At 60.8% G+C, this 26,989-nt stretch carries 21 protein-coding genes; 9 read left to right on the top strand and 12 right to left on the bottom strand.

Translation table 11 applies throughout. The features are described 5' to 3' along the window. The first annotated feature begins 44 nt into the window (after positions 1-44). Both F6S08_RS08980 and F6S08_RS08975 read left to right on the top strand, forming a co-directional pair. Positions 45-629 (top strand): PilZ domain-containing protein, encoded by a 585-nt coding sequence (locus F6S08_RS08980; RefSeq protein ID WP_065928153.1) that lies wholly within the window; start codon positions 45-47, stop codon positions 627-629. A gap of 44 nt (positions 630-673) precedes the next feature. Next, positions 674-1,396 carry a glycerophosphodiester phosphodiesterase gene (locus tag F6S08_RS08975; RefSeq protein ID WP_027604230.1) on the top strand — a complete coding sequence of 241 codons (723 nt, stop codon included), beginning with the start codon at positions 674-676 and terminating at the stop codon, positions 1,394-1,396. A 42-nt stretch (positions 1,397-1,438) separates the two neighbouring features. On the opposite strand, the gene sthA is transcribed toward F6S08_RS08975, so the two are convergent. Then, positions 1,439-2,833 (bottom strand): Si-specific NAD(P)(+) transhydrogenase, encoded by a 1,395-nt coding sequence (sthA, locus tag F6S08_RS08970; protein WP_005786183.1) that lies wholly within the window; start codon positions 2,831-2,833, stop codon positions 1,439-1,441. A gap of 234 nt (positions 2,834-3,067) precedes the next feature. Between sthA and F6S08_RS08965 the strand changes: the two genes are divergently transcribed. After that, positions 3,068-3,601, top strand: coding sequence for a chalcone isomerase family protein (locus F6S08_RS08965; protein ID WP_065928154.1), 534 nt, complete (start codon positions 3,068-3,070; stop codon positions 3,599-3,601). 337 nt (positions 3,602-3,938) lie between these two features. On the opposite strand, the gene F6S08_RS08960 is transcribed toward F6S08_RS08965, so the two are convergent. Further along, positions 3,939-5,402 (bottom strand): glyceraldehyde-3-phosphate dehydrogenase, encoded by a 1,464-nt coding sequence (locus F6S08_RS08960; RefSeq protein WP_074844503.1) that lies wholly within the window; start codon positions 5,400-5,402, stop codon positions 3,939-3,941. A 340-nt stretch (positions 5,403-5,742) separates the two neighbouring features. On the opposite strand from F6S08_RS08960, the gene mfd reads away from it, so the two are divergent. The 3 genes from mfd to F6S08_RS08945 are packed head-to-tail and all read left to right on the top strand — an operon-like array spanning position 5,743 to position 12,473. Then, the gene (gene mfd / locus F6S08_RS08955; RefSeq protein ID WP_027604233.1) at positions 5,743-9,192 is read left to right on the top strand and encodes a transcription-repair coupling factor; all 3,450 of its coding nucleotides are present in this window, start codon (positions 5,743-5,745) and stop codon (positions 9,190-9,192) included. A gap of 11 nt (positions 9,193-9,203) precedes the next feature. Then, positions 9,204-9,770, top strand: a complete 567-nt coding sequence (locus F6S08_RS08950; RefSeq protein ID WP_065928156.1) for a CsiV family protein — start codon at positions 9,204-9,206, stop codon at positions 9,768-9,770. 9 nt (positions 9,771-9,779) lie between these two features. Continuing rightward, positions 9,780-12,473, top strand: coding sequence for a DEAD/DEAH box helicase (locus F6S08_RS08945; protein ID WP_065947400.1), 2,694 nt, complete (start codon positions 9,780-9,782; stop codon positions 12,471-12,473). On the opposite strand, the gene nagZ is transcribed toward F6S08_RS08945, so the two are convergent. Then, positions 12,470-13,477, bottom strand: a complete 1,008-nt coding sequence (nagZ, locus tag F6S08_RS08940) for a beta-N-acetylhexosaminidase (RefSeq protein WP_065947399.1) — start codon at positions 13,475-13,477, stop codon at positions 12,470-12,472. The two genes, F6S08_RS08945 and nagZ, sit on opposite strands and share 4 nt — an antisense overlap. A gap of 136 nt (positions 13,478-13,613) precedes the next feature. Continuing rightward, on the bottom strand, positions 13,614-14,321 hold the full coding sequence (locus F6S08_RS08935) for a TetR/AcrR family transcriptional regulator (RefSeq protein WP_027604237.1): 708 nt from the start codon (positions 14,319-14,321) through the stop codon (positions 13,614-13,616). Positions 14,322-14,584: 263 nt separating this feature from the next. On the opposite strand from F6S08_RS08935, the gene lexA reads away from it, so the two are divergent. Next, a complete protein-coding gene (lexA, locus tag F6S08_RS08930; RefSeq protein ID WP_315871531.1) occupies positions 14,585-15,193 on the top strand; it encodes a transcriptional repressor LexA in 609 nt (202 codons plus the stop codon). A gap of 10 nt (positions 15,194-15,203) precedes the next feature. After that, positions 15,204-15,677: an SOS-induced cell division inhibitor SulA gene (sulA, locus tag F6S08_RS08925; RefSeq protein WP_027604238.1), complete on the top strand. Its 474-nt coding sequence runs from the start codon at positions 15,204-15,206 to the stop codon at positions 15,675-15,677. An 83-nt stretch (positions 15,678-15,760) separates the two neighbouring features. Here the strand turns inward: sulA and F6S08_RS08920 are convergent, their stop codons facing one another. The 7 genes from F6S08_RS08920 to F6S08_RS08890 all read right to left on the bottom strand — a co-directional run bounded on the left by F6S08_RS08920 (position 15,761) and on the right by F6S08_RS08890 (position 24,310). Next, positions 15,761-15,994, bottom strand: a complete 234-nt coding sequence (locus F6S08_RS08920; protein WP_010212068.1) for a hypothetical protein — start codon at positions 15,992-15,994, stop codon at positions 15,761-15,763. Between the two features lie 118 nt (positions 15,995-16,112). Continuing rightward, the gene (locus F6S08_RS08915) at positions 16,113-16,634 is read right to left on the bottom strand and encodes a DUF6586 family protein (protein ID WP_027604239.1); all 522 of its coding nucleotides are present in this window, start codon (positions 16,632-16,634) and stop codon (positions 16,113-16,115) included. A gap of 205 nt (positions 16,635-16,839) precedes the next feature. Then, the gene (topA, locus tag F6S08_RS08910) at positions 16,840-19,461 is read right to left on the bottom strand and encodes a type I DNA topoisomerase (protein WP_065928159.1); all 2,622 of its coding nucleotides are present in this window, start codon (positions 19,459-19,461) and stop codon (positions 16,840-16,842) included. A gap of 114 nt (positions 19,462-19,575) precedes the next feature. After that, positions 19,576-19,812, bottom strand: coding sequence for a DUF1653 domain-containing protein (locus tag F6S08_RS08905; protein WP_027604241.1), 237 nt, complete (start codon positions 19,810-19,812; stop codon positions 19,576-19,578). Between the two features lie 96 nt (positions 19,813-19,908). Further along, positions 19,909-21,084 carry an acetyl-CoA C-acyltransferase FadA gene (gene fadA / locus F6S08_RS08900; protein WP_026136849.1) on the bottom strand — a complete coding sequence of 392 codons (1,176 nt, stop codon included), beginning with the start codon at positions 21,082-21,084 and terminating at the stop codon, positions 19,909-19,911. A 29-nt stretch (positions 21,085-21,113) separates the two neighbouring features. After that, complete coding sequence (gene fadB, locus F6S08_RS08895) at positions 21,114-23,261, bottom strand: fatty acid oxidation complex subunit alpha FadB (RefSeq protein ID WP_065947397.1); 2,148 nt, start codon at positions 23,259-23,261, stop codon at positions 21,114-21,116. 611 nt (positions 23,262-23,872) lie between these two features. Continuing rightward, complete coding sequence (locus tag F6S08_RS08890) at positions 23,873-24,310, bottom strand: hypothetical protein (protein ID WP_027604243.1); 438 nt, start codon at positions 24,308-24,310, stop codon at positions 23,873-23,875. Positions 24,311-24,415: 105 nt separating this feature from the next. Between F6S08_RS08890 and F6S08_RS08885 the strand changes: the two genes are divergently transcribed. After that, positions 24,416-24,856: a universal stress protein gene (locus F6S08_RS08885; protein WP_027604244.1), complete on the top strand. Its 441-nt coding sequence runs from the start codon at positions 24,416-24,418 to the stop codon at positions 24,854-24,856. Positions 24,857-24,938: 82 nt separating this feature from the next. On the opposite strand, the gene F6S08_RS08880 is transcribed toward F6S08_RS08885, so the two are convergent. After that, positions 24,939-26,858 carry an ATP-binding cassette domain-containing protein gene (locus tag F6S08_RS08880; protein WP_315871530.1) on the bottom strand — a complete coding sequence of 640 codons (1,920 nt, stop codon included), beginning with the start codon at positions 26,856-26,858 and terminating at the stop codon, positions 24,939-24,941. Positions 26,859-26,989: the final 131 nt, after the last annotated feature.

Raw genomic sequence — 26,989 nt, 5'->3', positions numbered from 1 at the left:
AAGCAGCTTTACACTCAGACCATTACCGTTACCTGGGGTTCGCCATGTCGACATTAGATGAAGAAGAGCGCCGCGAATACTACCGTATCGACGACATGATCGCACTCCAAATCAAAAGCCTGTCTGCCCCCGAAGCGGCGAGCAAGGAAGTGTTGCTGGATGATTCACCGCTGTTCAATCTGCTCAGTGAACTGCACCTGAGCGAATTTGAAGCCCAGCACCTGCTGCGCCAGCTCAGCGAGAAGGATCGCACCCTCGTCGCCTTTCTCCGCGTGCAGAACAAACGCCTGGATTTGCTCAGCCAAATCATGGCCCGCGGCCTGCTGGATGAGGTCGGCGCCCCGCAGCCGGTGATCATTTCCGAAGGCGGCATCGATTTCCAACACCCCTCCCCCCTGACGGTGGGTGCGCACCTGGCGGTCAAGCTGGTGCTGATGCCCCAGGCGCTCGGCCTGCTGCTGCGCGCGCGGGTCACCCATTGCGATTCCAAGGGCACAGGCTTCGACGTCGGCACGGAATTCGAAGCCATGACCGATGCCCAACGCCAGCTCCTGGCGCGCTACATCCTGCAGAAACAGGCGCAGGAACGGCGCCTGGCACGGGAACAGAGCGACGCCCAAGACACCTGAATTCGTATTTACCCTGCCAGACAACCTGGCGTAAAGGAGCAACTGTGACCCTGATCTACGGCCACCGCGGTGCCAAAGGCGAAGCACCGGAAAACACCCTGACCAGCTTCCAGGCGTGTCTCAAGCACGGTGTACGCCGCTGCGAACTGGATTTGCACCTGTCCATGGACGGCGAACTGATGGTCATCCACGACCCGACCCTCAAGCGCACCACCGACCGGCGCGGCAAAGTCGTCGAGTATTCGGCGGCAGACCTGGTGAAGATGGACGCGCGCAAAGGCGGCCCGGGCTGGGTCAAGCCTTGCCCGATTCCGCGCCTGGAAGAGCTGTTCGAACAGTGCGACTTCGATCACTGGCAACTGGAAGTCAAAAGCGCCTCGCGCACCCGCGCCGCGACCACCGTGCTGGCCATTCGTGAGATGGCCGTGCGTTTCGGCCTGATGGACAAGGTCACCGTGACCTCAAGCTCGCGGGAAGTGTTGAAGGCGGCGGTTGAACTCACCCCCGACCTGTCACGCGGGCTGGTCGCCGAATATGCGTGGCTCGACCCGCTGAAGGTCGCGCAAAACTACGGCTGTGAGATGCTGGCGTTGAACTGGACGTTGTGCACCCCCGAACGCCTGGAAAAAGCCCAGCGCCAGGGCCTGCACGTGTCCGTGTGGACAGTCAACGAACCTGCGCTGATGCGCAGGCTCGCCGACTTCGGCGTAGATAGCCTGATTACAGACTTTCCCGGTTTGGCCACTGCCACCCTCGAGAATTACTGAAATCGGTCTCCCCGGCCGGCTCAGGCCACCGGCCGGAGCCGCTCAAAAAAGCCGGTTGAGGCCGTCGTAGGCCGCTACCCGATAGGCTTCGGCCATGGTCGGGTAGTTGAACGTGGTGTTGACGAAATACTTGAGGGTATTTTGCTCACCCGGCTGGTTCATGATCGCCTGGCCGATGTGCACGATCTCCGAAGCCTGGTAGCCGAAGCAATGCACGCCGAGGACTTCCAGGGTTTCGCGGTGGAACAGGATCTTGAGCATGCCTTGCGGCTCACCGGCAATCTGCGCACGCGCCATGCTCTTGAAGAACGCCTTGCCCACTTCGTAAGGCACCTTAGCCTTGGTCAGTTCGTGCTCGTTCTTGCCGATCGAGCTGATCTCGGGAATCGTGTAGATCCCGGTCGGCACGTCGTTCACATAACGCCAGCTGCCGTTGTCGACAATGCTGCCGGCGGCCGAACGGCCCTGGTCATGCGCCGCACTGGCCAGGCTTGGCCAGCCGATCACGTCACCGGCACCGTAGATGTTGGTCACGCAGGTGCGATAGTTCTCGTCCACTTCGATCTGGCCACGGCTGTTGACCTTGACCCCGATGTTTTCCATGCCGAGCTTGTCGGTGTTGCCGGTACGGCCGTTGCACCAAAGCAAGGCATCGGCCTTGATCTTCTTGCCGGACTTGAGGTGCAGGATCACGCCGTTGTCCAGGCCTTCGACCCGCTCGTATTCTTCGTTGTGACGCACGGTGATGTTGTTGTTGCTGAAGTGGTAGCTCAACGCCTGGGAAATTTCCGAGTCGAGGAAGCTCAGCAACTGGTCGCGGTTGTCCACCAGCTCCACCAGCACGCCCAGGCCGCTGAAGATCGAGGCGTATTCACAGCCGATCACGCCGGCGCCGTAGATGATCAACTTGCGCGGGGTATGGCCCAGGCTGAGGATGGTGTCGCTATCGTAGATACGCGGGTGGTGGAAATCGATGTCCGCCGGGCGATACGGGCGCGAACCGGTGGCGATGATGATGTGCTTGGCCACCAGCTTCTCGACCACGCCGTTGGCGCACACCACTTCGACGGTTTGCTCGTCGGCGAAGCTGCCGGTGCCGAAGAACAGGTCGACACGGTTACGGGCGTAGTAGCCGGTGCGCGAAGCGACTTGCTTGGAGATGACCTTCTCGGCGCTTTTCAACACGTCCGGGAACGAGAACCAGCGCGGCTCACCAATGGCCCGGAACATCGGGTTGGTGTTGAACTGCATGATCTGGCGCACCGAGTGACGCAAAGCCTTGGACGGGATGGTACCCAGGTGGGTGCAGTTACCGCCGACCTGGCGACGGCTATCGACCATCGCCACCTTGCGCCCTGCCTTCGCGGCGTTCATCGCCGCACCTTCTCCAGCCGGGCCGGAACCCAGTACCACCACGTCGTAGTTGTAGACAGCCATGCGTACTCCTCAGAACAGGCCAGGCGCACGGTTGGACGCCTGGCTAAATCATGCCGCGGCCAGCGGTCATGAAGGACAATTTGGCTCAAGTGTGTGAACCGGGGCACAGTCTATATAAGGCTCAACGCCGCGCACATTAACCCTTGGTCGCGTCGTAGGCCAGTTTTGCCTTTACTACAGGAACAGGAAACGGGCATTACACTGCTGACACGCACCTTTGCAGGACGGGCCATTATGCGGCATGTCGTTTTCTGTTTAATGATGATTTTTTCGGTTGTGGTGCATGCAAGTGAGGCAGACCGGCTCCGGCAAGCCGATTTTCCTGCGCAAGCCCATGGACTGGCGCTGAAAAACCAGACGGTGTTCACCTACCTCTGGGCGGATGTGTACGCGGCTGCGCTGTATGCCCCGCAGACTGTGAGCGCCAGGCAGGCATGGGACTCGCAACAGCCGCTGCGCCTTGTGCTGTATTACTTTCGCGACATCGACCGCAACGATGTGATCAAGGCGGCGACGGCCACCTTGGAGCGCCAGCAAGCCAGCCCTCGCCTGAGGATTGAAGTCGACCAGTTGCACGCCAGCTTTCGTAACATCCGCAGCGGTGATCGCTACGCCCTGGACTTTCGCCCCGGCCGTGGCCTGAATCTGGAGATCAATGGGCAGGTGGTATTCAGCAGCCGCAATGACGCGCTGGCAAGGGCCTACCTGGGTATTTGGCTGGCGCCCAAGGGTTTGTCCGATGATTTGCGCGGCAAACTGCTGAAATGAGTATGCATCCTCTGAACGATCGCTATCGGGGGCAAGCCCTAATGCCAGTCAGTTAAGCGTACATCGCCTCCTGTAGGAGCGAGCTTGCTCGCGAAAAACGCCAACGATAACGCGTGCTTCCTGAATGAACGCGGCGCCTGTGAGTTTTTCGCGAGCAAGCTCGCTCCTACAAAAAGCCTCAACTGACTGGCATTAGCCCCCTCCCACATGTCGACTTGTGAATACATTCAAATGTGGGAGGGAGCCTGCTGCCGATGAGGCCCAGCTCGACAACACAAAACCCGCTGCCATGAAAAAGCCCCGAACCAGTCGGGGCTTTTTCATTCAGTGCTAAGGCTTAGCGCGGGAACGCAGGCGGGTTGACCCCGGCCATGTCTTCCATCACGCGAACCACCTGGCAGCTGTAGCCGAACTCGTTGTCGTACCAGACGTACAGCACAACGCGGTTGTCCTGGCTGATGGTCGCTTCCGCGTCCACCACACCGGCGTGGCGCGAGCCAACGAAGTCGGTGGACACCACTTCCTGGGAATTGACGAAGTCGATTTGCTTATGCAGGTCGGAGTGCAGCGCCATGTAGCGCAGGTACTCGTTCATCTCTTCGCGGGTAGCGGCTTTCTCAAGGTTCAGGTTGAGAATGGCCATCGACACGTTCGGCGTCGGCACACGGATCGCGTTACCGGTCAGCTTGCCGGCCAGCTCAGGCAAGGCCTTGGCAGCGGCGGTGGCGGCACCGGTCTCGGTGATGACCATGTTCAGCGCAGCGCTGCGACCACGGCGATCGCCCTTGTGGAAGTTGTCGATCAGGTTCTGGTCGTTGGTGTACGAGTGAACGGTTTCAACGTGGCCGTTGACGATGCCGAACTTGTCATTCACAGCCTTGAGCACCGGCACGATGGCGTTGGTGGTGCAGGAGGCGGCGGACACGATCTTGTCGTCAGCGGTGATTTCACCGTGGTTGATGCCGTGCACGATGTTCTTGAGCTTGCCTTTGCCAGGCGCGGTCAGCACGACGCGGTCGATACCCGGGCAGGCCAGGTGCTGGCCCAGGCCTTCGGCATCACGCCATACGCCGGTGTTGTCCACCAGCAGGGCGTCCTTGATGCCGTACTGGGTGTAATCCACCTCGGTCGGGTTCTTCGCGTAGATCACCTGGATCAGGTTACCGTTGGCGGTGATGGTGTTGTTTTCTTCGTCGATGGTGATGGTGCCGTTGAACGAACCGTGTACCGAATCGCGACGCAGCAGGCTGGCGCGTTTGGTCAAGTCGTTCTCGGCGCCTTTGCGCACCACGATGGCACGCAGGCGCAGGCCGTCGCCGCCACCGGTTTTTTCGATCAGGATGCGCGCCAGCAGGCGGCCGATACGACCGAAACCGTACAGGACAACGTCGGTGCCTTTGCGGGCAGCGGCGTTTTGCTGGCCCACCACATCGGCCATTTCTTCACGCACGAACTGCTCGGCGCTGCGGCCGGCACCTTCCTTGCGGAATTTGTAGGCCAGCTTGCCCAGGTCTACCGAAGCCGCGCCGAGCTTGAGCTCGCTCATGGCCTTGAGCAGGGGGAATGTTTCGTGGACGGAGAGTTCGCTGTCGTCGGCGGAACGATGGCGAGCAAAGCGATGCGCCTTGAGAATCGCGATGACTGATTGGTTGATCAGGCTGCGGCCATAGATCGAGCTCACCACATTGTTATTGCGGTACAGCTGACCGATAAGCGGGATCATCGCTTCTGCGAGTGCTTCACGGTCGATCCATTCACCAAGACACTGGTCGGGCTTCTGAGTCACGGGAACCTTCCACATGTAGGGGCTGAAAAAAGGGGCTACATTATGTCGTCCGACCGCCCGTTGAGCAATGCGCCAACCACAACAAAAAGCCCTTGCAAAAAAATACCACCCCGCTACAGGCCAGGAAACACGCGGGTTTCAGAAGGCCACCAATGGCGCAGTGCCGCCAACTTGTCCGTAACTCTCCGAAACATCCGTGCAAAACGGCACTACATAATGAGTCAAAAGGCTGCTTTGTTTGTCTTAGCCACTACATTTCCTACAAACCGTAATAGGCTCAGTCAGCAACTGACAGGCGGCACCTCGGGCCGTTACAATTACCGACTTTGTCGCAACGCTTGGAGCTCAACCTTCCGTGCCCGTTCTGCGTCTACCGCTTCTCCCTGCCGCGGCAGGTAAACAGCACTGGGGCAACCTGCCCGGTGCCGCCCTGAGCCTGGCCATTGCCGAGGCTGCCAGCGCAGCCAAGCGCTTTACCCTGCTGCTTACCGCCGACAGCCAAAGCGCCGAACGGTTGGAGCAGGAGCTGAGCTTCTTCGCCCCCGATTTGCCGGTGCTGCATTTTCCCGACTGGGAAACCCTGCCCTACGACCTGTTCTCGCCGCACCAGGACATCATCTCCCAGCGCATCGCCAGCCTGTACCGCCTGCCGGAACTGGCCCACGGTGTATTGGTGGTGCCGATCACCACCGCCCTGCACCGCCTGGCGCCGACCAAGTTCCTGCTGGGCAGCAGCCTGGTGCTGGATATCGGCCAGAAACTCGACGTGGAACAGATGCGCACGCGCCTCGAAGCCAGCGGCTACCGCTGTGTCGACACGGTGTATGAGCACGGTGAATTCGCCGTGCGTGGTGCGCTGATCGACCTGTTCCCCATGGGCAGCAAGTTGCCGTACCGCATCGACCTGTTCGATGACGAAATCGAGACCCTGCGCACCTTCGATCCGGAAAACCAGCGGTCCATCGACAAGGTCGAGTCGATCAAGCTGCTGCCGGCGCGGGAGTTCCCGCTGCAAAAGGACGCGGTCACGCGCTTCAAGGCGCGCTTCCGTGAACGCTTTGATGTGGACTTCCGCCGCTGCCCGATCTTCCAGGACTTGAGCAGCGGGATTACCCCGGCCGGTATCGAGTACTACCTGCCGCTGTTCTTCGACGAAACCTCGACCCTGTTCGACTACCTGCCCCAGGACACCCAGGTGTTCTCGTTGCCGGGCATCGAACAGGCGGCGGAAAACTTCTGGAACGACGTGCGCAACCGCTATGAAGAGCGCCGCGTCGATCCTTCCCGGCCTTTATTGCCGCCCGCCGAGCTGTTCCTGCCGGTGGAAGACTGCTTCGCCCGCCTGAAAAACTGGCCGCGCGTGGTCGCCAGCCAACAGGATGTGGATACCGGCAGCGGTCGCGAGCGTTTCCCGGCGGCGACGCTGCCGGACCTGGCGATCCAGGCCAAAGCCACGCAACCCCTGGAAGCACTCTCGAACTTCCTCGGCGACTTCCCCGGCCGCGTGCTGTTCACCGCAGAGTCCGCCGGGCGCCGTGAAGTGCTGCTGGAGCTGCTGGAACGCCTGAAGCTGCGGCCGAAAACCGTCGACAGCTGGCCGGATTTTGTCGCCAGCAAAGAGCGCCTGGCGATCACCATCGCGCCACTGGACGAAGGCCTGCTGCTGGATGACCCGGCGCTCGCGCTGATCGCCGAAAGCCCGCTGTTCGGCCAGCGCGTGATGCAGCGTCGCCGCCGTGAAAAACGCGCCGACGCCAACAACGATGCGGTGATCAAAAACCTCACGGAACTGCGCGAAGGCGCGCCGGTGGTGCATATCGACCACGGTGTCGGCCGCTACCTGGGCCTGCAGACCCTGGAGATCGACAACCAGGCCGCCGAATTCCTCACCATGGAATACGCCGAGGGCGCCAAGCTCTACGTGCCGGTGGCCAACCTGCACCTGATCGCCCGCTACACCGGCAGCGACGACGCCCTGGCGCCGTTGCACCGCCTGGGCTCCGAGACCTGGCAGAAAGCCAAGCGCAAGGCCGCCGAACAGGTGCGCGATGTCGCCGCCGAACTGCTCGACATCTATGCCCGTCGTGCGGCGCGCGAAGGGTATGCCTTCGCCGACCCGAAAGCCGACTACGCCACCTTCAGTGCCGGCTTCGCCTTCGAAGAAACCCCGGACCAGCAAACCACCATCGAAGCGGTGCGCGCCGACATGCTCGCGCCCAAGCCGATGGACCGCCTGGTGTGCGGCGACGTGGGCTTCGGCAAGACCGAAGTGGCCATGCGCGCGGCCTTTATTGCGGTACACGGCGGCAAGCAAGTGGCGATCCTGGTGCCGACTACCCTGCTCGCCCAACAACACTACAACAGCTTCCGCGACCGCTTTGCCGACTGGCCGGTGACCGTGGAAGTGATGAGCCGCTTCAAGTCCGCCAAGGAAGTGAATGCCGCCGTCGCCGACCTCGCCGAAGGCAAGATCGACATCGTGATCGGCACGCACAAGCTGCTGTCGGACGATGTAAAGATCAAGAACCTGGGCCTGGTGATCATCGACGAAGAACACCGCTTCGGTGTGCGTCAAAAAGAACAGCTCAAGGCCCTGCGCAGTGAAGTCGACATCCTTACCCTCACCGCCACGCCGATTCCGCGCACGCTGAACATGGCGGTGTCGGGCATGCGCGACCTGTCGATCATCGCCACGCCGCCGGCGCGGCGCCTGTCGGTGCGCACGTTCGTGATGGAGCAGAACAAAAGCACAGTCAAGGAAGCGCTGCTGCGCGAATTGCTGCGCGGCGGCCAGGTGTACTACCTGCACAACGACGTAAAAACCATCGAGAAATGCGCCGCCGACCTCGCCGAACTGGTGCCGGAAGCACGCATCGCCATCGGCCACGGGCAGATGCGCGAACGCGATCTCGAACAGGTGATGAGCGACTTCTATCACAAGCGCTTCAACGTGCTGATCGCCTCGACCATCATCGAGACCGGCATCGACGTGCCTAGCGCCAACACCATCATCATCGAGCGGGCGGACAAGTTCGGCCTGGCCCAGCTGCATCAACTGCGCGGCCGGGTTGGGCGCAGTCACCACCAGGCGTATGCCTACCTGCTGACGCCGCCCCGCCAGCAGATCACCGGGGACGCCGAAAAGCGCCTGGAAGCGATCGCCAACACCCAGGACCTGGGCGCCGGTTTTGTGCTGGCCACCAACGACCTGGAAATCCGCGGTGCCGGCGAACTGCTGGGCGATGGCCAGAGCGGGCAGATCCAGGCCGTCGGCTTCACCCTGTATATGGAGATGCTCGAACGCGCGGTGAAAGCCATCCGCAAGGGCGAGCAGCCAAACCTCGACCAGCCCCTGGGCGGCGGTCCGGAAATCAACCTGCGCTTGCCGGCGTTGATCCCCGAAGACTACCTGCCGGATGTGCATGCACGGTTGATCCTGTACAAGCGCATCGCCTCGGCCACCGACGAAGAGGGCCTCAAGGACCTGCAGGTGGAGATGATCGACCGCTTCGGCCTGCTGCCCGAGCCGACCAAGAACCTGGTGCGCCTGACCCTGCTCAAATTGCAGGCCGAGCAGCTTGGGATCAAGAAAGTCGACGCCGGGCCGCAAGGCGGGCGTATCGAGTTCGAAGCGCAGACACCGGTGGACCCACTGGTGCTGATCAAGCTGATCCAGGGCCAGCCCAATCGCTACAAGTTCGAAGGGGCTACGCTGTTCAAGTTCATGGTGCCGATGGAACGTGCCGAAGAACGCTTTAATACATTGGAGGCGTTGTTCGAGCGCCTCATCCCGAAATCTGCTTGAAGGACGCCCCAATGCGCCTGTTCCGCATTCTGAGCCTGTTGTTGGTGGTACTCGCGCCTTCGGCATTTGCCGACAGTCCGTACCAGGTGGAAATGATCCTGGTACGCCAGAACGCGGAGCCGGCGCTCAACAGCCGCGCGGCGCCGGAAAACTGGGATGCGGGCGCGCAGCGGTTGGGCGACAGGCTGAGCCCGCCGCGCCTGAACAATATCGTCGACAAACTCAACGCCGATAACAGCTTCACCGTGCTGGCGCACAAGGCCTGGGAACAGAACCTCGGCGAGCAGCCGGTCAGGATCGCGATCACCGACGGCCAGGAGCAGTTCGGCCAGTTCCCCATCGAGGGCGTGTTAAGCCTGCAACTGGGGCGTTTCACGGATATCGATGCGGACTTCTGGCTCAACACGTTCGACAGCAACGGCAGCGTGGTGGCCAGCGAACACCTGAGCCAGAAAGACGTGCGCACCAAGAACAACCAGCTCAACTACCTGGATGGCGGTCATCTGGCACTGCTGATCAAGATCACTTCGCTGACCGCCAAGCCACCCAGCGCACCCCCGCCCGACATTCAGGACTGATCCAGCGCCATGCCCCTGACGTCGCCGTTGACCAAACCCCTGGCCCCTTCATGGGCCAATCGCTTCAAAGAGCAAAGCCTGGAGCGCGGGCGGCGCTATGCCCTGGAGAACCGCGTGCGCATCGTCGAATCCGGCGACAGCACCATCGTCGCCAGTTGCGAAGGCTCGGGGGGCAACGTTTACCGGCAGACCATCTCCTTGCGCGAATCGGCCAAGGGCGCGCTGATCCTGGTGGACAGCCGCTGTACCTGCCCGGTGCACACCAACTGCAAACACATCGCGGCGGTGCTGCTCAAGGTCCAGGAAACCCTGGCCTACCCGGCGGCGGCCCAGGATGCCGAGTTGCTGGAAAAACTCCAGGCCGTGCTGGATAACCGTGCGGTGTTGCCGCAGGTGGTGATGGAGGATGTGGTGCCCGTGCCGCGCCTGTGGCTGGCCAGCGTCGAGTTCAGCGCATTTGAACCGCGCAACGGCAAGATGCAACGCTATATCCAGCACCGTGCGGCGTTGTCGTTCAACTACCTGGGCAACTATGTCAGCGGGCAAAAGAACGCCGATATCATCGTGCGCCAGGAAACCCACAGCCTGCGCATCAAGCGCCATCCCGAGCTGGAGCAGCCCTATCGCGAACAACTGCGCCTGCTCGGTTTCAAGATCGCCACGCGCCAGAGCAAGGCCTTGCCGGAAAGCGCCGGCGAGCTGTTCGAGATGGTTAATGACAGTGCCTGGCTGAACTTCACACTCAATGCCTCGCCGACCCTGCGGGCCGAGGGTTGGGAGTTGCAGATCGACGAAGACTTCGGGTTTGACCTGAGCGCGGTCGACGACTGGTACGCCACTGTCGATGAAGGCCCCGAGCGCGACTGGTTCGACCTGGAACTGGGGATTATCGTCAACGGTGAGCGCCTGAGCCTGCTGCCGATCCTGCTCAACCTGATGCGCTCCCACACCGAGATCCTCAACCCGGAAAAACTCGCGCGGCGCCGCGATGACGAGCTGATCCTGGTGAATATCCCCGGCCTGCCCAATGGCGGTCATGGCCCGCTGCAAGTGGCCCTGCCCTACGGCCGCCTGAAACCGGTACTGGCCACCCTCGGTGAGTTTTACCTGCAGGAGCCGGGCACCACCGCGCTGCGCCTGGCCAAGGCCGATGCGATTCGCCTCAACCCGCTGGAAGACCTGCCCCTGCAATGGGAGGGCGGCGAGAAGATCCGCAACTTTGCCCAGCGCCTGCGGGACATCAAGGACTTCACCTGTGTGGCACCCGAAGGCCTGAACGCGACCTTGCGGCCTTATCAACTGGAAGGGTTGAGCTGGATGCAGTCGCTGCGCCAGCTGGAGGTGGGCGGCATTCTTGCGGATGACATGGGCCTGGGCAAAACCCTGCAGACCCTGGCGCATATCCTCAGTGAAAAGATCGCCGGACGCCTGGACCGGCCGTGCATGGTGGTGATGCCCACCAGCCTGATCCCCAACTGGTTGGACGAAGCGGCGCACTTCACCCCGCAACTCAAGGTGCTGGCGCTGTACGGGGCCACGCGCAAAAAACACTTCGCCAGCCTGCAGGACTACGACCTGCTGTTGACCACCTACGCGCTGCTGCCCAAGGACATCGAGCACCTGGCCGCCCTGCCCTTGCATGTGCTGATCCTCGATGAAGCCCAGTACATCAAGAACCCTTCCAGCAAGGCTGCCCAGGCCGCGCGCGAGCTGAATGCCCGGCAGCGCCTGTGCCTGAGCGGCACACCGCTGGAAAATCACCTGGGCGAGTTGTGGTCGCTGTTCCACTTCCTGCTGCCGGGCTGGCTGGGCGACGTCAAAAGCTTCAACCGCGACTACCGCGTCCCCATCGAAAAGCGCGCCAGCGAAGTACGACTGCAGCACCTCAACGGTCGGATCAAACCCTTCCTGCTGCGCCGCACCAAGGAGCAGGTGGCCACGGAGCTGCCGCCCAAGACCGAGATCATTCACTGGGTCGACCTCAATGAGGCCCAGCGCGATGTGTACGAGACCATGCGCCTGGCCATGGACAAAAAGGTCCGCGACGAAATCACCCGCAAAGGCGTGGCGCGCAGCCAGATCATCATCCTTGAAGCACTGCTGAAGCTACGCCAGGTGTGCTGCGATCTGCGCCTGGTCAACGATGCGACCCTGCCCACCCGTGGCAGCAGCTCGGGCAAGCTCGACAGCCTGATGGAAATGCTCGAAGAGCTGTTTGAGGAAGGTCGCCGGATCCTGTTGTTTTCCCAGTTCACCTCGATGTTGAGCCTGATCGAAGTGGAGCTGAAAAAGCGCGGTGTCGCCTACGCCCTGTTGACGGGCCAGACCCGCGACCGGCGCACACCGGTGAAGGATTTCCAGAGCGGCAAGTTGCAGATTTTCCTTATCAGCCTGAAGGCCGGCGGTGTAGGGCTGAACCTGACCGAAGCCGATACCGTGATTCACTACGACCCTTGGTGGAACCCGGCCACGGAAAACCAGGCCACCGACCGCGCATACCGCATTGGCCAGGAGAAGCCGGTGTTCGTGTACAAGATGATCGCGCGGGGCACGGTGGAGGAGAAAATCCAGCACCTGCAAAAGGAAAAATCCGACCTGGCAGCGGGTGTGCTGGATGGGCGTACCACGGGGGATTGGCAGTTGGGCAACGACGATATCGAGGCGTTGTTTGCGCCGTTGCCCAATAAGCAGGAAAAGCGCTAGATCAGCTGTGCATCCCGCAAAGCGCCAAGTGCGGTGAGCCAGCGCGGATCCTGCTTGTAGTCAGTCGAAGCAATCGCCTGCCCACGCATACGCGCGATGCGGGCCGACGGCGTGACCTTCATGCGCTGCGCCGCACTCAGCGCCAGCTCAGCCGCCGCACGGTCGTTGCACACCAGCCCCATGTCGCAACCTGCGGTCAGCGCCGCCTCGATCCGACTGGCCGCGTCGCCGACCACATGGGCACCGGCCATCGACAGGTCATCGCTGAAAATCACCCCATCGAACTGCAACTCGCCGCGCAGGATGTCCTGCAACCAGCGGCGTGAGAAGCCGGCAGGCTGCGCATCCACCTGCGGGTAGATAACATGCGCCGGCATCACTGCCGCCAACTGCTTGCTCAGGCGTGCGAAAGGCACCAGGTCATTGGCGCGAATCTGTTCCAGGCTGCGTTCGTCATTGGGAATCGCGACGTGAGAGTCGGCCTCGGCCCAGCCATGGCCCGGGAAGTGCTTACCGGTGGCAGCCATGCCGGCGCTGTTCATGCCACGGATAAAGGCACCGGCAAGCACGGCGGCGCGCTCGGGATCGCCCTCGAAGGAACGGGTGCCGACCACGGCGCTGCGCTGGTAGTCCAGGTCCAGTACCGGGGCGAAGCTCAGGTCGAGGCCGACCGCCAGCACTTCAGTGGCCATGATCCAGCCGCACTGCTCGGCCAGGTACTCGGCGTTGGGGTTGTCCGCCAACGCGCGCATGGCCGGCAGGCGCACAAAGCCTTGGCGCAGGCGCTGTACGCGACCGCCTTCCTGGTCGACCGCCAGCAGCAGGTCCGGGCGCACCGCACGAATCGCCGCGCTCAATTCCCGCACCTGGCGCGGATGCTCGATATTGCGCGCAAAAATGATCAGGCCACCGACCTCAGGCTGGCGCAACAGGTGGCGATCCTCGGCCGTCAGCCAAGTACCGGCCACGTCGACCATCAAAGAACCTTGCAGGGCAGCAGTCATAAACCTTCCTTAAATAACGCACGCAACCCGTTGTCCTCACCAGGCGCAGTGAGGACAACAGGTTGCGAGTAAATAGCTGAATTCGGCATGGGCGGCTAGCTTAGCGGATGCAAGCGGCCGCGCACACCCGGAGCGGTCAAACCTTGGCGGCAGCTGGCGTGGATTTGCTGCGTGGGCGCAACTGGGCGGCAGCCATGGCCGAGTCGGTCACGCCGGTTTCAGCGCGCATACCGGCGGCAAGGAATGGCACCATCAGGCGCATGACCTGCTCAATGGAAGTGTTCACGCCGAAATCGGTCTCGGCAATCGCACGCAACGCCTTGATCCCGGACATGCTGAATGCGGCTGCACCGAGCATGAAGTGCACGCGCCAGAACAGTTCGATCGGCGGAATACGCGGGGCGGCTTCGTTGACCAGCAACATATAGCGGCGGAATACCTTGCCGTACATGTCTTCCAGGTAACGGCGCAAGTGGCCCTGGCTCTGGCTGAATGCCAGGCCCAACAGGCGCATGAAGATCGACAGGTCATTGCCGCTGCGTGGCTGAACCACCAGCGCCTGCTCCACGAGCATTTCCAGCAGGTCTTCCAGGGTCGGCTTGTGGTCGGCCTTGGCCTGGCGGCGCTCGAGTTCACGGTCGAGGCTGGCACAGAACGGCCCCAGGAAGCGCGAGAATACCGCCTGGATCAGGGCCTTTTTCGAGCCGAAATGGTAGTTCACCGCGGCGAGGTTGACCCCGGCCTTGCTGGTGATCAGCCGCAATGAAGTTTCAGCAAATCCTTTTTCCGCGAACAATTGCTCGGCAGCATCGAGAATGCGTTCAACGGTTTCCGACTGGGCCATGGATACTCCGCCTGACAAACACTTGTTTGAAACATACGTTTCAGGGTGTGTCTTGTCAAGCCTGCAAGTTCGCTTTCCGGCCGGGCAGTCATCTATTTCATCGCTATTTAATCACATACTCCCAGGTCTGTAGGCAGCGCTATCTCTGCCTTGTAGGACAGTTAACGAATGACCGTCCAGCGGAGGCGTAGAAAAGGATGATTGCCAAGCGCAGTCCACTGTATATAATCCCAGTCACTGTATAAAAAGACAGAGCGATCAACATGCTAAAACTGACGCCACGCCAAGCTGAGATTCTGGCTTTTATCAAGCGCTGCCTCGATGACAACGGCTACCCGCCGACACGAGCCGAAATTGCGCTGGAACTGGGGTTCAAGTCCCCCAACGCCGCCGAAGAACACCTCAAGGCCCTCGCTCGCAAAGGCGCGATCGAGATGACCCCCGGTGCTTCACGGGGTATTCGCATCCCTGGCTTCGAAGCCAAGGCCGACGAATCGACACTGCCGATCATCGGTCGCGTCGCCGCCGGCGCGCCCATCCTGGCGCAGCAGCACGTCGAGGAATCCTGCAACATCAACCCGAGCTTCTTCCACCCTCGCGCCGACTACCTGTTGCGGGTACATGGCATGAGCATGAAGGACGTGGGTATCTTCGATGGCGACCTGCTGGCCGTCCACACCACCCGAGAAGCCCGTAACGGCCAGATCGTCGTCGCCCGTATCGGCGATGAAGTCACCGTCAAACGCTTCAAGCGCGAAGGCAGCAAGGTCTGGCTCCTGGCCGAGAACCCTGAGTTCGCCCCGATTGAAGTGAACCTGAAAGATCAGGACCTGGTGATCGAAGGCCTGAGCGTCGGCGTCATTCGCCGCTAAAGGAGGCATCATGCAGCTCGTGCACACCCCCCAACACACACAACTGTCGCTGTTCGAGGCCTTTATGGCCCAACCCCTTGCGCCCATCCTCAAGGAAACGGTCGAGGCGCCCTGGAGCGCCGAACCTGAGGCGTTCAGTGAACTGTCGTTGCGCGGTGCGGCCGGGAGCTGCCTGAGCCTGCTGGCGCCGATCCTTCGTGAACTGAGCGAGGAACAGGATGCACGCTGGTTGACGCTGATCGCCCCGCCCGCCAGCCTGACCCAGGCCTGGCTGCGGGATGCCGGCCTTAATCGCGAGCGCATCCTGCTGCTGCAACCGCGCGGTGCGCAAAGTGCTCAGCAGTTGACCTGTGAAGCCTTGCGCCTGGGCCGTAGCCACACCGTGGTGAGCTGGCTCAACCCGCTGAATGCCACTGCCAAGGCACAGCTGATCAGCGCAGCGCGTACCGGCGATGCACAGAGCTTGAATATTCGATTGGGTTAATTCTGTGTGCCGCAGGCTATCCCTGTGGAGGGGGCCTGTTGTGGTGAGCGGGCTTGCCACAACAGCGAACCCACTTGCCACACTCAGTGAAGAACGCGCGGGCCGTCTTCTTTCTCGGGCTCGCCTTCTGCCAGGCGACCGGCCATCTGCACACCAACGCTCAACATGGCTTTTGCCACTTCCACGTGCTGGCCCTGCAGGAACACCTTGGCGTCCTCGGAAAAATCCAGGATAACCAGAGAACCTTCGTCCTCGGCCCGGCGCAGCTCGATTCGGCCGTCAGGCAACTCAACAATTTCCAGAAAGGACGTCGGCATAAAAGTCTGTTCTCCACGAAAGGCCGGGATTATATCAGTCATCCGCCCGGCCTCGCTGAGGATCTGAAGAGGTTTCTTTACGGCTTGATGAACGGTGCCATGTGAATCCGACCAACGTTCAGCACTCGTTCAAACCTTCACGAAAGCGCAATGCCATCTTTTTCAGCGCCTGACGCCAGCCTTCCAACTCTTCGCGACTCAGTGGCTCGGGCTCTTCCTCTTCCAGCGCCACCGCCACGATCAAGGGCTGGGTCACATCGCCCTTGGGCACATGGGGAACGCGGGGCGGCTGAAACATATCCGCATGAGCCTTAAGCAGACGCGCGACCCAGCTGTCAGGGCTCTGCGCCATTTCCACCAACTCGGCCAGCTCAGGGATCGCCATGCTTTCCAGCACCTCACGATTCATGATCATTTCCGCACGGGGCGAACCGGCCTGGGGCAAGCGGTAGAACCCGGCGATCTCATGACACAAGCCCAGTAACGCACCATACAGGTGGAACAACGCGGCTTCACGCCCGGCCTGGACCAGCGCAATCGCGTTCATCTCCTTCCCCTCCTCGGCACGGCCAAGGGCTTCCAGGGACAAACCCGCAAAATAAATTTTCTGATTGGTACGGGTATAGAGCTCGTTGGCCATAACGGCAATCTCCACAACGAATAAGCGTGATGCTGGCTATGTAGGAGCGAGCTTGCTCGCGAAAAACTTCAGAGCACCGTTCGGTGCCAGGTTTTTCGCGTAATCGTTAACAACCTTCGCGAGCGAGGACCAGGCGTCCTCCTCGTTCCCACAGCAAGCAAAAGCCGTCTATACAGACGGCTTCTAACGTTAACAGACTAGCGGGTCAAGCGCCCTGGCGCTTGTCCTCGACCTTCCACTTGCCACCGTCGTAGAACGCTTTCCAGCCGGTTGGCTTGCCGTCCACTTCGGTCTGCACGTACTGCTCCTTGGTCTTGCGGCTGTAGCGGATCACGGCTGGGCGACCATCCGGGTCCTTCTTCGGCGCGTCACACAGGAAGTGGTACTTCGGATCGATCTCGTCCTTGTGCGGCACGATCTCCAGCACCAACGGCGCTCGGGTCTCGCGATTTTTCGGGAACTGGCTGGCCGCCAGGAACAGGCCCGAGGCGCCGTCACGCAGGATGTAGGTGTCGTTGACCTTCTCGCACTTGAGTTCCGGCATCTTCACCGGGTCCATCTTCGGCGGCGCCGCGTCACCGCTTTTCAGCAGTTTGCGCGTGTTCTTGCAGGTCGGGTTGGTGCAACCGAAAAACTTGCCGAAGCGGCCGGTCTTGAGCTGCATCTCGCTGCCGCACTTGTCGCATTCCAGGCTCGGGCCTTCATAGCCCTTGATGCGGTAGCTGCCCTCTTCGATCTCGTAGCCGTCGCAATCCGGGTTGTTACCGCAGATGTGCAGCTTGTGCTTCTCGTCCAGCAGGTAGGCGTCCATCGCCGTGCTGCAGATGGGGCAGCGGTGCTTGCCACGCAGTACCAGCGACTCGGATTCACCCTCGTCGTCGGCGGCGATTTCATCACCCGGCACCAGGTTGACGGTGGCCTTGCAGCGTTCTTTCGGCGGCAGGCTGTAGCCCGAGCAACCGAGGAACACGCCGGTGGATGCGGTACGAATCTGCATCGGACGGCCACAGGTCAGGCACGGGATGTCGGTCATCACCGGCTGGTTGGCACGCATGCCGCTCTCGGGGCTTTCAGCCACTTCGAGTTTTTTCTTGAAGTCGCCGTAGAACTCGTCGAGCACGTTTTTCCAGTCGCGCTCGCCCTGGGCCACGTCATCGAGGTTCTCTTCCATACCGGCGGTAAAGCCGTAGTCCATCAGGTTGGAGAAGCTCTCGGACAGGCGCTCGGTAACGATATCGCCCATCTTTTCCGAATAGAAACGACGGTTGTGCAGCGCGACGTAGCCACGGTCCTGGATGGTGGAGATGATCGCCGCGTAGGTCGACGGACGACCGATACCGCGCTTCTCCATCTCTTTCACCAGGCTGGCTTCCGAATAACGCGCCGGCGGCTTGGTGAAGTGCTGGGACGGGTCGAGCTTGATCAGCTTCAGCGTGTCGCCCTGGGCCATGTCCGGCAGCACATCGTCATCGCCAGGCTTGGCGATCTGCGGCATCACACGGGTGTAGCCGTCGAACTTGAGGATACGGCCCTTGGCACGCAACTCGAAATCGCCCGCACCCACGCTGACAGTAGTGGACAGGTATTGCGCCGGCAGCATCTGGCAAGCCAGGAACTGGCGCCAGATCAGCTCGTAGAGGCGCTCAGCGTCGCGCTCCATGCCACTCAGCTTGCTTGGCTCGGTGTTGGCATCGGAAGGACGAATCGCTTCGTGAGCCTCCTGGGCGCCTTCTTTGCTGCTGTAGACGTTCGGCTTCTCCGGCAGGTACTTCTTGCCGAATTCGCTTTCAATATAGGTACGCGCCATCGCCACCGCGTCTTGCGACAGGTTGGTGGAGTCGGTACGCATATAAGTGATGTAGCCGGCTTCGTACAGACGCTGGGCCATCATCATGGTTTTCTTCACCCCGAAGCCCAGGCGGTTACTTGCGGCCTGTTGCAGGGTGGAGGTGATGAACGGCGCCGACGGCTTGCTGCTGGTCGGTTTGTCTTCACGCTTGACGATGCTGTAGCTGGAGGCCTTGAGCTTCTCCAGCGCGGCCATGGCCTGGGCTTCGTTCAGCGGCTTGAACGCCTCGCCTTTCTCACGGGCCACTTCGAAGCGCACGTTGGCGCCCTTGGCGGTGCCCAGGTCGGCGTGGACTTCCCAGTATTCCTCGGGGTTGAACGCACGGATCTCACGCTCGCGCTCCACCACCAGCTTGACCGCTACCGATTGCACACGGCCGGCGGACAGGCCACGGGCGATCTTGGCCCACAGCAGCGGCGAGACCATGTAACCCACCACGCGGTCGAGGAAACGACGGGCCTGCTGGGCGTTGACACGATCGATGTCCAGCTCGCCCGGCTTGGAGAAGGCTTCCTGGATCGCTTTCTTGGTGATTTCGTTAAACACCACACGCTTGTAGCGGCTGTCATCACCGCCGATGGCTTCCCGCAGGTGCCAGGCAATGGCTTCCCCTTCGCGGTCCAAGTCCGTTGCGAGATAGATGGTGTCGGCATCCTTGGCGAGCCGGCGCAGCTCTTCGATGACCTTTTCCTTGCCCGGAAGGATTTCGTACTTGGCCTTCCAGCCATGATCCGGGTCCACACCCATGCGCGAGACCAGCTGCTTGCGCGCTTTCTCTTTAGGCGTGAGCACCGGACCTTCGCCCGCAGCCGCCTTGCCGCGCTTGGCGGCAGGCTCCTTGCTGGCGCTAGCCGAACCGCTGGTGGGCAGGTCTCGGATATGGCCGATACTCGACTTCACCACGTACTCGTTGCCCAAGTACTTGTTGATGGTCTTGGCCTTAGCCGGGGATTCCACAATGACCAGCGATTTGCCCATGGATCGGAAAATTCCTGAATTCGAGAAGTGAAAGGCAGTTGGCGCCTGACGCGGCAACGCTATATATAGTGGCAACAAGGTGAGGTCAAGCGCAGCATTCTGCGCGACCTGCCGTTATTGCCCTGAAAAAAGACTGGGTTCGACCTGGACCAAAGCAAAGCGCGGGACCTGCTCGCCGTCAACTTCGACGGTCTCCAGGAACATGCTCAAGGGGCGCACCCAAAAGCCGTAATCGCCATACAGTGCTTGGTAGAACACCACTTCTTCTTCGGTCTCGGAATGCCGTGCCACGCTGAAAACGCGGTACTGCGGACCTTTATAATGTTGGTAGAGCCCTGGTTCGACTTTCATGCTCTGGCCCCCTTACAAAATTTGTTGAAAAAAATATTAAAAATTCCAAAAAACAAAAACCGGGGCACTGGGCCCCGGCTTCCGTCGACTCAACGCTTAGACGCGTTCGAAGACGGTGGAGATGCCTTGGCCGAGACCAATGCACATGGTTGCAACCCCAAGGTTACCGCCATTTTGCTTCATCACGTTAAGCAAAGTGCCGGAAATACGCGCACCGGAGCAACCGAATGGGTGGCCCAGGGCAATCGCACCGCCGTGCAGGTTAACCTTCTCGTTCATCTTGTCGAGCACTTTCAAATCTTTCAGCACCGGCAGGGCCTGTGCAGCGAAAGCTTCGTTGAGTTCGAAGAAGTCGATATCGGAGATGGTCAGGCCCGCGCGCTTCAAGGCTTTTTGTGTCGCCGGTACTGGACCATAGCCCATGATTGCCGGGTCCACACCCGCCACCGCCATCGAACGAATCACTGCCAGCGGCTGGATGCCGAGGTCCTGGGCACGCTGCGCCGACATCACGATCATGCACGAGGCACCGTCGGTGATTTGCGACGAAGTACCCGCCGTCACGGTGCCGCCCTTCGGATTGAAGGCAGGCTTGAGGGCCGCCAGGCTTTCCAGGGTGGTATCCGGACGAATGGTTTCGTCGTAGTCGAACAGCTTGAGGAAACCGTTCTCGTCGTAGCCGTTCATCGGGATGATTTCATCCTTGAACTTGCCTTCCACGGTCGCCTTGTGGGCGAGTTGGTGGGAACGCACGCCGAACGCGTCCTGGGCTTCACGGGTAATGCCGTGCATCTTGCCGAGCATTTCCGCGGTCAGGCCCATCATGCCCGAGGCTTTTGCCGCGTACAGCGACATGTGCGGGTTAGGATCGACGCCGTGCATCATGCTGACGTGGCCCATGTGCTCCACGCCACCAACCACGAATACATCACCGTTGCCGGTCATGATCGCCTGGGCGGCGGTATGCAGCGCACTCATGGACGAGCCACACAGGCGGCTGACGGTCTGGCCGGCTGCCGTGTGCGGGATCTGCGTCATCAGCGACGCCATGCGCGCGATGTTCCAGCCCTGCTCCAGGGTCTGGTTGACGCAGCCCCAGATCACGTCCTCGACTTCGTTCGGGTCGACCTTGACGTTGCGTTCCAGCAGCTTGCTGATCAGGTGCGCCGACATGTCTTCAGCGCGGGTGTTGCGGTGCATGCCGCCCTTGGAGCGGCCCATCGGCGTACGACCGAAGTCGACAATCACGACGTCTCTTGGATTCAAGCTCATAAATATTCTCGCTCTAGTCGTCTGGGCACTTAACCGAAGAAGCGCTGGCCGTTCTTGGCCATCTCACGCAGCTTCGCGGTCGGGTGGTACAGCGGGCCCAGATCAGCGTATTGATCAGCCAGGGCAACGAACTCGGCCACACCGATCGAGTCGATGTAACGCAGCGCACCACCACGGAATGGAGGGAAGCCAATACCGTACACCAGGCCCATATCGGCCTCGGCGGCGGTTTCAACGATGCCGTCTTCCAGGCAACGCACGGTTTCCAGGCACAGGGCGATCATCATCCAGTTGATGATGTCCTCATCCGACACCTCACGCTGTTCGTAGATGACCGGAGCCAGCACTTCGTGCACCGACGGGTCGGCCACTTTCTTCTGCTTGCCCTTCTTGTCCGCCTCGTAGGCGTAGAAACCCTTGCCGTTCTTCTGGCCCAGGCGCTTGGCCTCGTAGAGCGCGTCGATCGCCGAGCGGCGGTCGTCTTTCATGCGGTCCGGGAAGCCTTCAGCCATCACGTCACGACCGTGGTGGCCGGTGTCGATGCCGACCACGTCCATCAGGTACGCCGGGCCCATTGGCCAGCCGAATTTTTCCATGACCTTGTCGATGCGCACGAAGTCCACACCGGCACTCACCAGCTTGGCGAAACCACCGAAGTACGGGAACAGCACGCGGTTGACCAGGAAGCCCGGGCAGTCGTTGACCACGATCGGGTTCTTGCCCATTTTCTTGGCGTAGGCAACGGTGGTGGCAATCGCCAGCTCGCTGGACTTCTCGCCACGGATCACTTCCACCAGCGGCATCATGTGCACCGGGTTGAAGAAGTGCATGCCGACGAAGTTTTCCGGACGCTTGAGGGCCTTGGCCAGCAGCGAAATGGAAATGGTCGAGGTGTTCGAGGCCAGGATGGTGTCGTCTTTGACGTGGCCTTCAACTTCAGCCAGTACCGCCTGCTTGACCTTCGGATTCTCGACAACCGCTTCGACCACCAGGTCGACATGGCCGAAATCGCCGTAGGACAGCGTAGGACGAATACCGTTAAGCACTTCAGCCATCTTCGCCGCAGTCATACGACCTTTATCAACGCGGCCGACCAGCAGTTTGGCGGCTTCGGCCAGGCCCTGCTCGATACCGTGTTCGTTGATGTCCTTCATCAGGATCGGCGTGCCTTTGGACGCCGACTGATAGGCGATACCGCCGCCCATGATACCGGCGCCGAGCACGGCAGCCTGTTTCACGTCCTTGGCGATTTCGTCGTAGGCCTTGGCCTTTTTCTTCAGTTCCTGGTCGTTCAGGAACAGGCCGATCAGGCTCTGGGCCGCCGAGGTCTTGGCCAGCTTGACGAAGCCTGCTGCTTCCACTTCCAGGGCTTTGTCGCGACCGAAGTTCGCGGCCTTCTGGATGGTCTTGATCGCTTCAACCGGCGCCGGGTAGTTCGGGCCGGCCTGGCCAGCCACGAAACCCTTGGCGGTTTCGAACGACATCATTTGTTCGATGGCGTTGAGCTTGAGTTTTTCCAGCTTCGGCTGACGCTTGGCCTTGTAGTCAAATTCGCCGCTGATGGCGCCCTTGATCAGGTTCAACGCGGCTTCGGCCAGCTTGTCCGGAGCCACCACGGCGTCGACGGCACCGACTTTCAGTGCGTCTTCGGCACGGTTTTCCTTGCCGGCGGCAATCCACTCGATGGCGTTGTCGGCACCAATGATGCGCGGCAGGCGCACGGTGCCGCCGAAGCCTGGGTAGATGCCCAGCTTGACTTCAGGCAGGCCGATCTTGGCGGTGGCCGCCATGACGCGGAAGTCCGCCGCCAGGCACATTTCCAGGCCGCCGCCCAGCGCGATGCCATTGATCGCGGCAACGGTCGGTACGTTGAGGTCTTCGAAATCGCTGAAAATCTTGTTGGCTTCGAGGTTGCCAGCCACCAGCTCGGCATCGGGCAGCTTGAAGTTGTCGACGAATTCGGTGATGTCAGCGCCGACGATGAACACGTCCTTGCCGCTGGAGACGATCACACCTTTGATCGATGCATCAGCCTTGATGGTGTCTACGGCCTGACGCAGTTCGTTCAGGGTTAGACGGTTGAACTTGTTGACGGACTCACCCTTGAGGTCGAACTTCAGTTCGACGATGCCACTTTCAAGAGCCTTAACCGTGATGGCTTTACCTTCGTAAATCATCAACTGATCTCCACGATATGGAAGCTGAACAGTACACATTGGACGCTGGCCTATGCTTGGACATTGATAATTTCGTCAATGCTCAGGCCAATCCGCCAGGCACACCCGCCAATGCGATAGTCGGGTTTCTGTATGAGCGGTCTGACAGACAAACGCTCAATTCATACGCCCGTTTGATTTGGGTACGCCACCTTCATCCAATTCCGAGCAATTGTCAATCGCTCGAAAGGCTAGGAAAAACGCGACTTTCCAGTCATTTCAGAACCCCGGGGCCAGGCCCGCGATTCGTCAATATTCAACTATTCACGAAATCAATAATGAAAAAGATAGGGAAAACCGCTGTACAGAACGGGATATGCCGCTAGGCTAGCGACAACCGTAACGCGCCTGGATGAACATCCGACGCGGAAAACCCAGATTTACCGGCCTGCCTGGCCAACTCCAGCCCGATGATGCTTTCGGGCTTTTTATTGCCTGGCGTTTGGTATTTTTGTAGGAGCGAGCTTGCTCGCGAAAAATTCAAGGGCGCCGCGTATAACCTGAATACCCGCGTTATCGTTGACGATTTTCGCGAGCAAGCTCGCTCCTACAGAGAGCGGCAGAGGGCAGCATCAGGCCAGGGCCTTGAGCAATGTATCAATGGCGAGCAGGTCGCTCGCCTCGCCCTTCTCGCCCCAGTAAAGGGCGATCATTTGCTTGTCGGCCTCGACCTTGTAGACATTCGCCGGCAGCGTTGCAAAATGCGGCAACAACTTCTCGTCCACACACACTTCGCGCCACTGATTGACCCACACGCCAGGCTCCAGCTGCCAGTAGCTCCAAACGGCCGGCATACTGCCGCGCCGGGGTCGGCAGTACTGCGCACAGGGGCTCGGCGGCTCTTGCTTGAGCCAGTGCGGCCACTCCTGGGGCGCCAGTTGCATGGCCAGGCCGATGCGGCGTGCCTCCATGCGCAGGGCCATGCGCCCGCTCTGATGGCGTGATGGGCGCAGCCATGCCAGGGGGCTCAGAACCACGACAAGGATTGACACCACTATCCAGACCGTCATATGTGTACTCCCGATTTTTCTGATGAGCGGATTTGACCTGACGCAACCCTATCCGCTTGAAAGCAGCCATACTGAATCTATTGCAGTCCCCTGGAGGAACGCCCCATGTCCTACGAACATATTCTGGTCGCCGTAGACCTGACCGAAGAGTGCGATCCAGTGATCAAGCGCGCCCGAGCGTTTGCCGTTGCCAGTGGCGCAAAACTGTCACTGGTGCATATCGTCGAGCCCATGGCGATGGCCTTTGGCGGCGACGTGCCCATGGACCTTTCCCAATTGCAGCAACAACAGTTCGACCAGGCCAAGGAGCGCCTTGACCGCCTGATCGTCAAATACCCCGAAGTGACCAAGGAAAACTCCCACCTCACCTACGGCCAACCGCGCCAGGAAATCCACCACCTGGCCAAGGAGCAGCATTGCGACCTGATCGTGGTCGGCAGCCATGGCCGTCATGGTTTGGCGTTGCTGCTGGGTTCTACTGCCAATGATGTGCTGCACGGTGCGCCGTGCGATGTATTGGCCGTCAGACTGGTAAAAACCTCTTAAGGCCACATTTGAACCGCATTTCATATGAAAAAGCCCGGCGCCCATATTAGGGCGCCGGGCTTTTTTATTGCACGAAGGTCACTCAGGCATCCAGCTCGGCCCAACGCTCGACCAGCACTTCCAGCTCCTGGTTCAACGTCTCCAGGGAGGCGATGACCTTGGCGGTTTCCGCTGCCGGACGCAGGTAGAAACCCGCGTCAGCCATTTCCGCTTCTACTGCGGCGATCTGCTGTTCCTTGGCGTCGATATCACCCGGCAAGGCTTCCAGCTCACGCTGCAGCTTGTAGCTGAGTTTCTTCTTGGCCGCCGGTGCCGCTTCCTGGGCCGGTGCAGCCGCTTCCACCGGAGCCACCACAGCGGAGGTCAGGTCGGCCTTGCCGGACTTGCTCTCGGTCACGCCCAACAGGCGCGGCGAGCCGCCCTGACGCAGCCAGTCCTGGTAACCACCGACGTATTCGCGCACCTTGCCTTCACCTTCGAAGACCAGGGTGCTGGTGACCACGTTGTCGAGGAATGCCCGGTCGTGGCTGACCATCAGCACAGTGCCGTTGAAGGTCAGCAGGACCTCTTCCAGCAGCTCGAGGGTTTCCACGTCGAGGTCGTTGGTCGGTTCGTCGAGCACCAGCAGGTTGGCCGGCTTGCTGAACAACTTGGCCAGCAGCAGGCGCGCACGCTCGCCACCGGACAAGGCCTTCACGGGCGTACGCGCACGTTGCGGGCTGAACAGGAAATCACCCAGGTAGCTGAGTACGTGGCGGCTCTGGCCGTCGATATCGATAAAGTCGCGGCCTTCGGCGACGTTGTCGATCACGGTCTTTTCCAGGTCCAACTGATGGCGCAACTGGTCGAAGTAGGCCACGTCGATGCGCGTGCCCTCTTCCACCGTGCCGCTGGTCGGTTGCAGACCATTGAGCATCAGCTTGAGCAAGGTGGTCTTGCCGGTACCGTTGGCACCCAACAGGCCGATACGGTCGCCGCGTTGCAGGACCATGGAGAAGTCCTTGATCAGGAACGGGCCATCCGGGTGATGGAAGCTGACGTTCTCGAGCACCATGACCTGCTTGCCCGACTTATCGGCGGTATCCAGCTGGATATTGGCCTTGCCGGTGCGCTCGCGACGTTCGCTGCGCTCGACGCGCAGGGCCTTGAGGGCACGCACGCGGCCTTCGTTACGGGTACGGCGCGCCTTGATGCCCTGGCGGATCCAGACTTCTTCCTGGGCCAGTTTCTTGTCGAACAGGGCGTTGGCGGTTTCTTCGGCGGACAGCGCAGCTTCCTTGTGCACCAGGAAGCTGGCGTAGTCGCCGTTCCAGTCGATCAGGCCGCCACGATCCAGCTCAAGGATGCGCGTCGCCAGGTTTTGCAGGAAGGAGCGGTCGTGCGTGATAAACAGCACGGCGCCCTGGAAATCCTTGAGGGCTTCTTCCAGCCAGGCGATGGCGCCGATGTCCAGGTGGTTGGTTGGCTCGTCAAGCAGCAGCAGGTCGGGCTCGGACACCAGGGCCTGGGCCAGCAGCACACGACGACGCCAGCCGCCGGACAACTCGGCGAGGGTCTTGTCGGCCGGCAGCTGCAGGCGGCTCAAGGTGCTGTCCACCAGTTGCTGCAGGCGCCAGCCGTCACGGGCTTCGAGGTCCTGCTGGACGTGCATCAGCTTGTCCAGGTCGGCTTCGGTGACGCAGTTCTGGGCCAGGTGATGGTATTGCGCAAGCAACTCACCGACACCGTCCAGGCCTTCGGCAACCACGTCGAACACAGTCCGTCCGTCGGCAACCGGCAATTCCTGCGGCAATTCGCCAATCTTGAGGCCTGGGGAGCGCCAGACAGAGCCGTCATCGGGCTTCTGGTCGCCCTTTACCAGCTTCATCATGCTGGACTTGCCGGTGCCGTTGCGGCCGATGATGCACACCCGCTCACCACGGGCGATCTGCCAGGACACCTTGTCCAACAACGGCATAGCGCCGAAAGCAAGGGACACATCGCTGAATTTGAGCAGGGTCATACGCTTCTCCAAAAACTGGGCGCGCATTCTACCTGACTTGAGGGTGGGATGCGGCCAGCATTTTCGCTACCGACACGTTCTGTAGGACATTTCCGGAGAACTTGAACGAACCACCCGGCAAAGCTTTCGCC

The organism is Pseudomonas sp. JV449 (assembly GCF_032424295.1).
GTDB lineage: Bacteria > Pseudomonadota > Gammaproteobacteria > Pseudomonadales > Pseudomonadaceae > Aquipseudomonas > Aquipseudomonas marginalis.
The sequence above is the reverse complement of the archived record's forward strand: the minus strand, read 5'-3'. Positions and strand labels throughout refer to the sequence as shown.

Bases quoted from the DNA above. Each gene is read 5' to 3' on its own strand.
- F6S08_RS08980 (WP_065928153.1), top strand. From the start codon at position 45: ATGTCGACATTAGATGAAGAAGAGCGCCGCGAATACTACCGTATCGAC.
- sthA (WP_005786183.1), bottom strand. From the start codon at position 2,833: ATGGCTGTCTACAACTACGACGTGGTGGTACTGGGTTCCGGCCCGGCT.
- F6S08_RS08965 (WP_065928154.1), top strand. From the start codon at position 3,068: ATGCGGCATGTCGTTTTCTGTTTAATGATGATTTTTTCGGTTGTGGTG.
- F6S08_RS08960 (WP_074844503.1), bottom strand. From the start codon at position 5,402: ATGTGGAAGGTTCCCGTGACTCAGAAGCCCGACCAGTGTCTTGGTGAA.
- F6S08_RS08950 (WP_065928156.1), top strand. From the start codon at position 9,204: ATGCGCCTGTTCCGCATTCTGAGCCTGTTGTTGGTGGTACTCGCGCCT.
- F6S08_RS08945 (WP_065947400.1), top strand. From the start codon at position 9,780: ATGCCCCTGACGTCGCCGTTGACCAAACCCCTGGCCCCTTCATGGGCC.
- nagZ (WP_065947399.1), bottom strand. From the start codon at position 13,477: ATGACTGCTGCCCTGCAAGGTTCTTTGATGGTCGACGTGGCCGGTACT.
- F6S08_RS08935 (WP_027604237.1), bottom strand. From the start codon at position 14,321: ATGGCCCAGTCGGAAACCGTTGAACGCATTCTCGATGCTGCCGAGCAA.
- lexA (WP_315871531.1), top strand. From the start codon at position 14,585: ATGCTAAAACTGACGCCACGCCAAGCTGAGATTCTGGCTTTTATCAAG.
- sulA (WP_027604238.1), top strand. From the start codon at position 15,204: ATGCAGCTCGTGCACACCCCCCAACACACACAACTGTCGCTGTTCGAG.
- F6S08_RS08920 (WP_010212068.1), bottom strand. From the start codon at position 15,994: ATGCCGACGTCCTTTCTGGAAATTGTTGAGTTGCCTGACGGCCGAATC.
- F6S08_RS08915 (WP_027604239.1), bottom strand. From the start codon at position 16,634: ATGGCCAACGAGCTCTATACCCGTACCAATCAGAAAATTTATTTTGCG.
- topA (WP_065928159.1), bottom strand. From the start codon at position 19,461: ATGGGCAAATCGCTGGTCATTGTGGAATCCCCGGCTAAGGCCAAGACC.
- F6S08_RS08905 (WP_027604241.1), bottom strand. From the start codon at position 19,812: ATGAAAGTCGAACCAGGGCTCTACCAACATTATAAAGGTCCGCAGTAC.
- fadA (WP_026136849.1), bottom strand. From the start codon at position 21,084: ATGAGCTTGAATCCAAGAGACGTCGTGATTGTCGACTTCGGTCGTACG.
- fadB (WP_065947397.1), bottom strand. From the start codon at position 23,261: ATGATTTACGAAGGTAAAGCCATCACGGTTAAGGCTCTTGAAAGTGGC.
- F6S08_RS08890 (WP_027604243.1), bottom strand. From the start codon at position 24,310: ATGACGGTCTGGATAGTGGTGTCAATCCTTGTCGTGGTTCTGAGCCCC.
- F6S08_RS08885 (WP_027604244.1), top strand. From the start codon at position 24,416: ATGTCCTACGAACATATTCTGGTCGCCGTAGACCTGACCGAAGAGTGC.
- F6S08_RS08880 (WP_315871530.1), bottom strand. From the start codon at position 26,858: ATGACCCTGCTCAAATTCAGCGATGTGTCCCTTGCTTTCGGCGCTATG.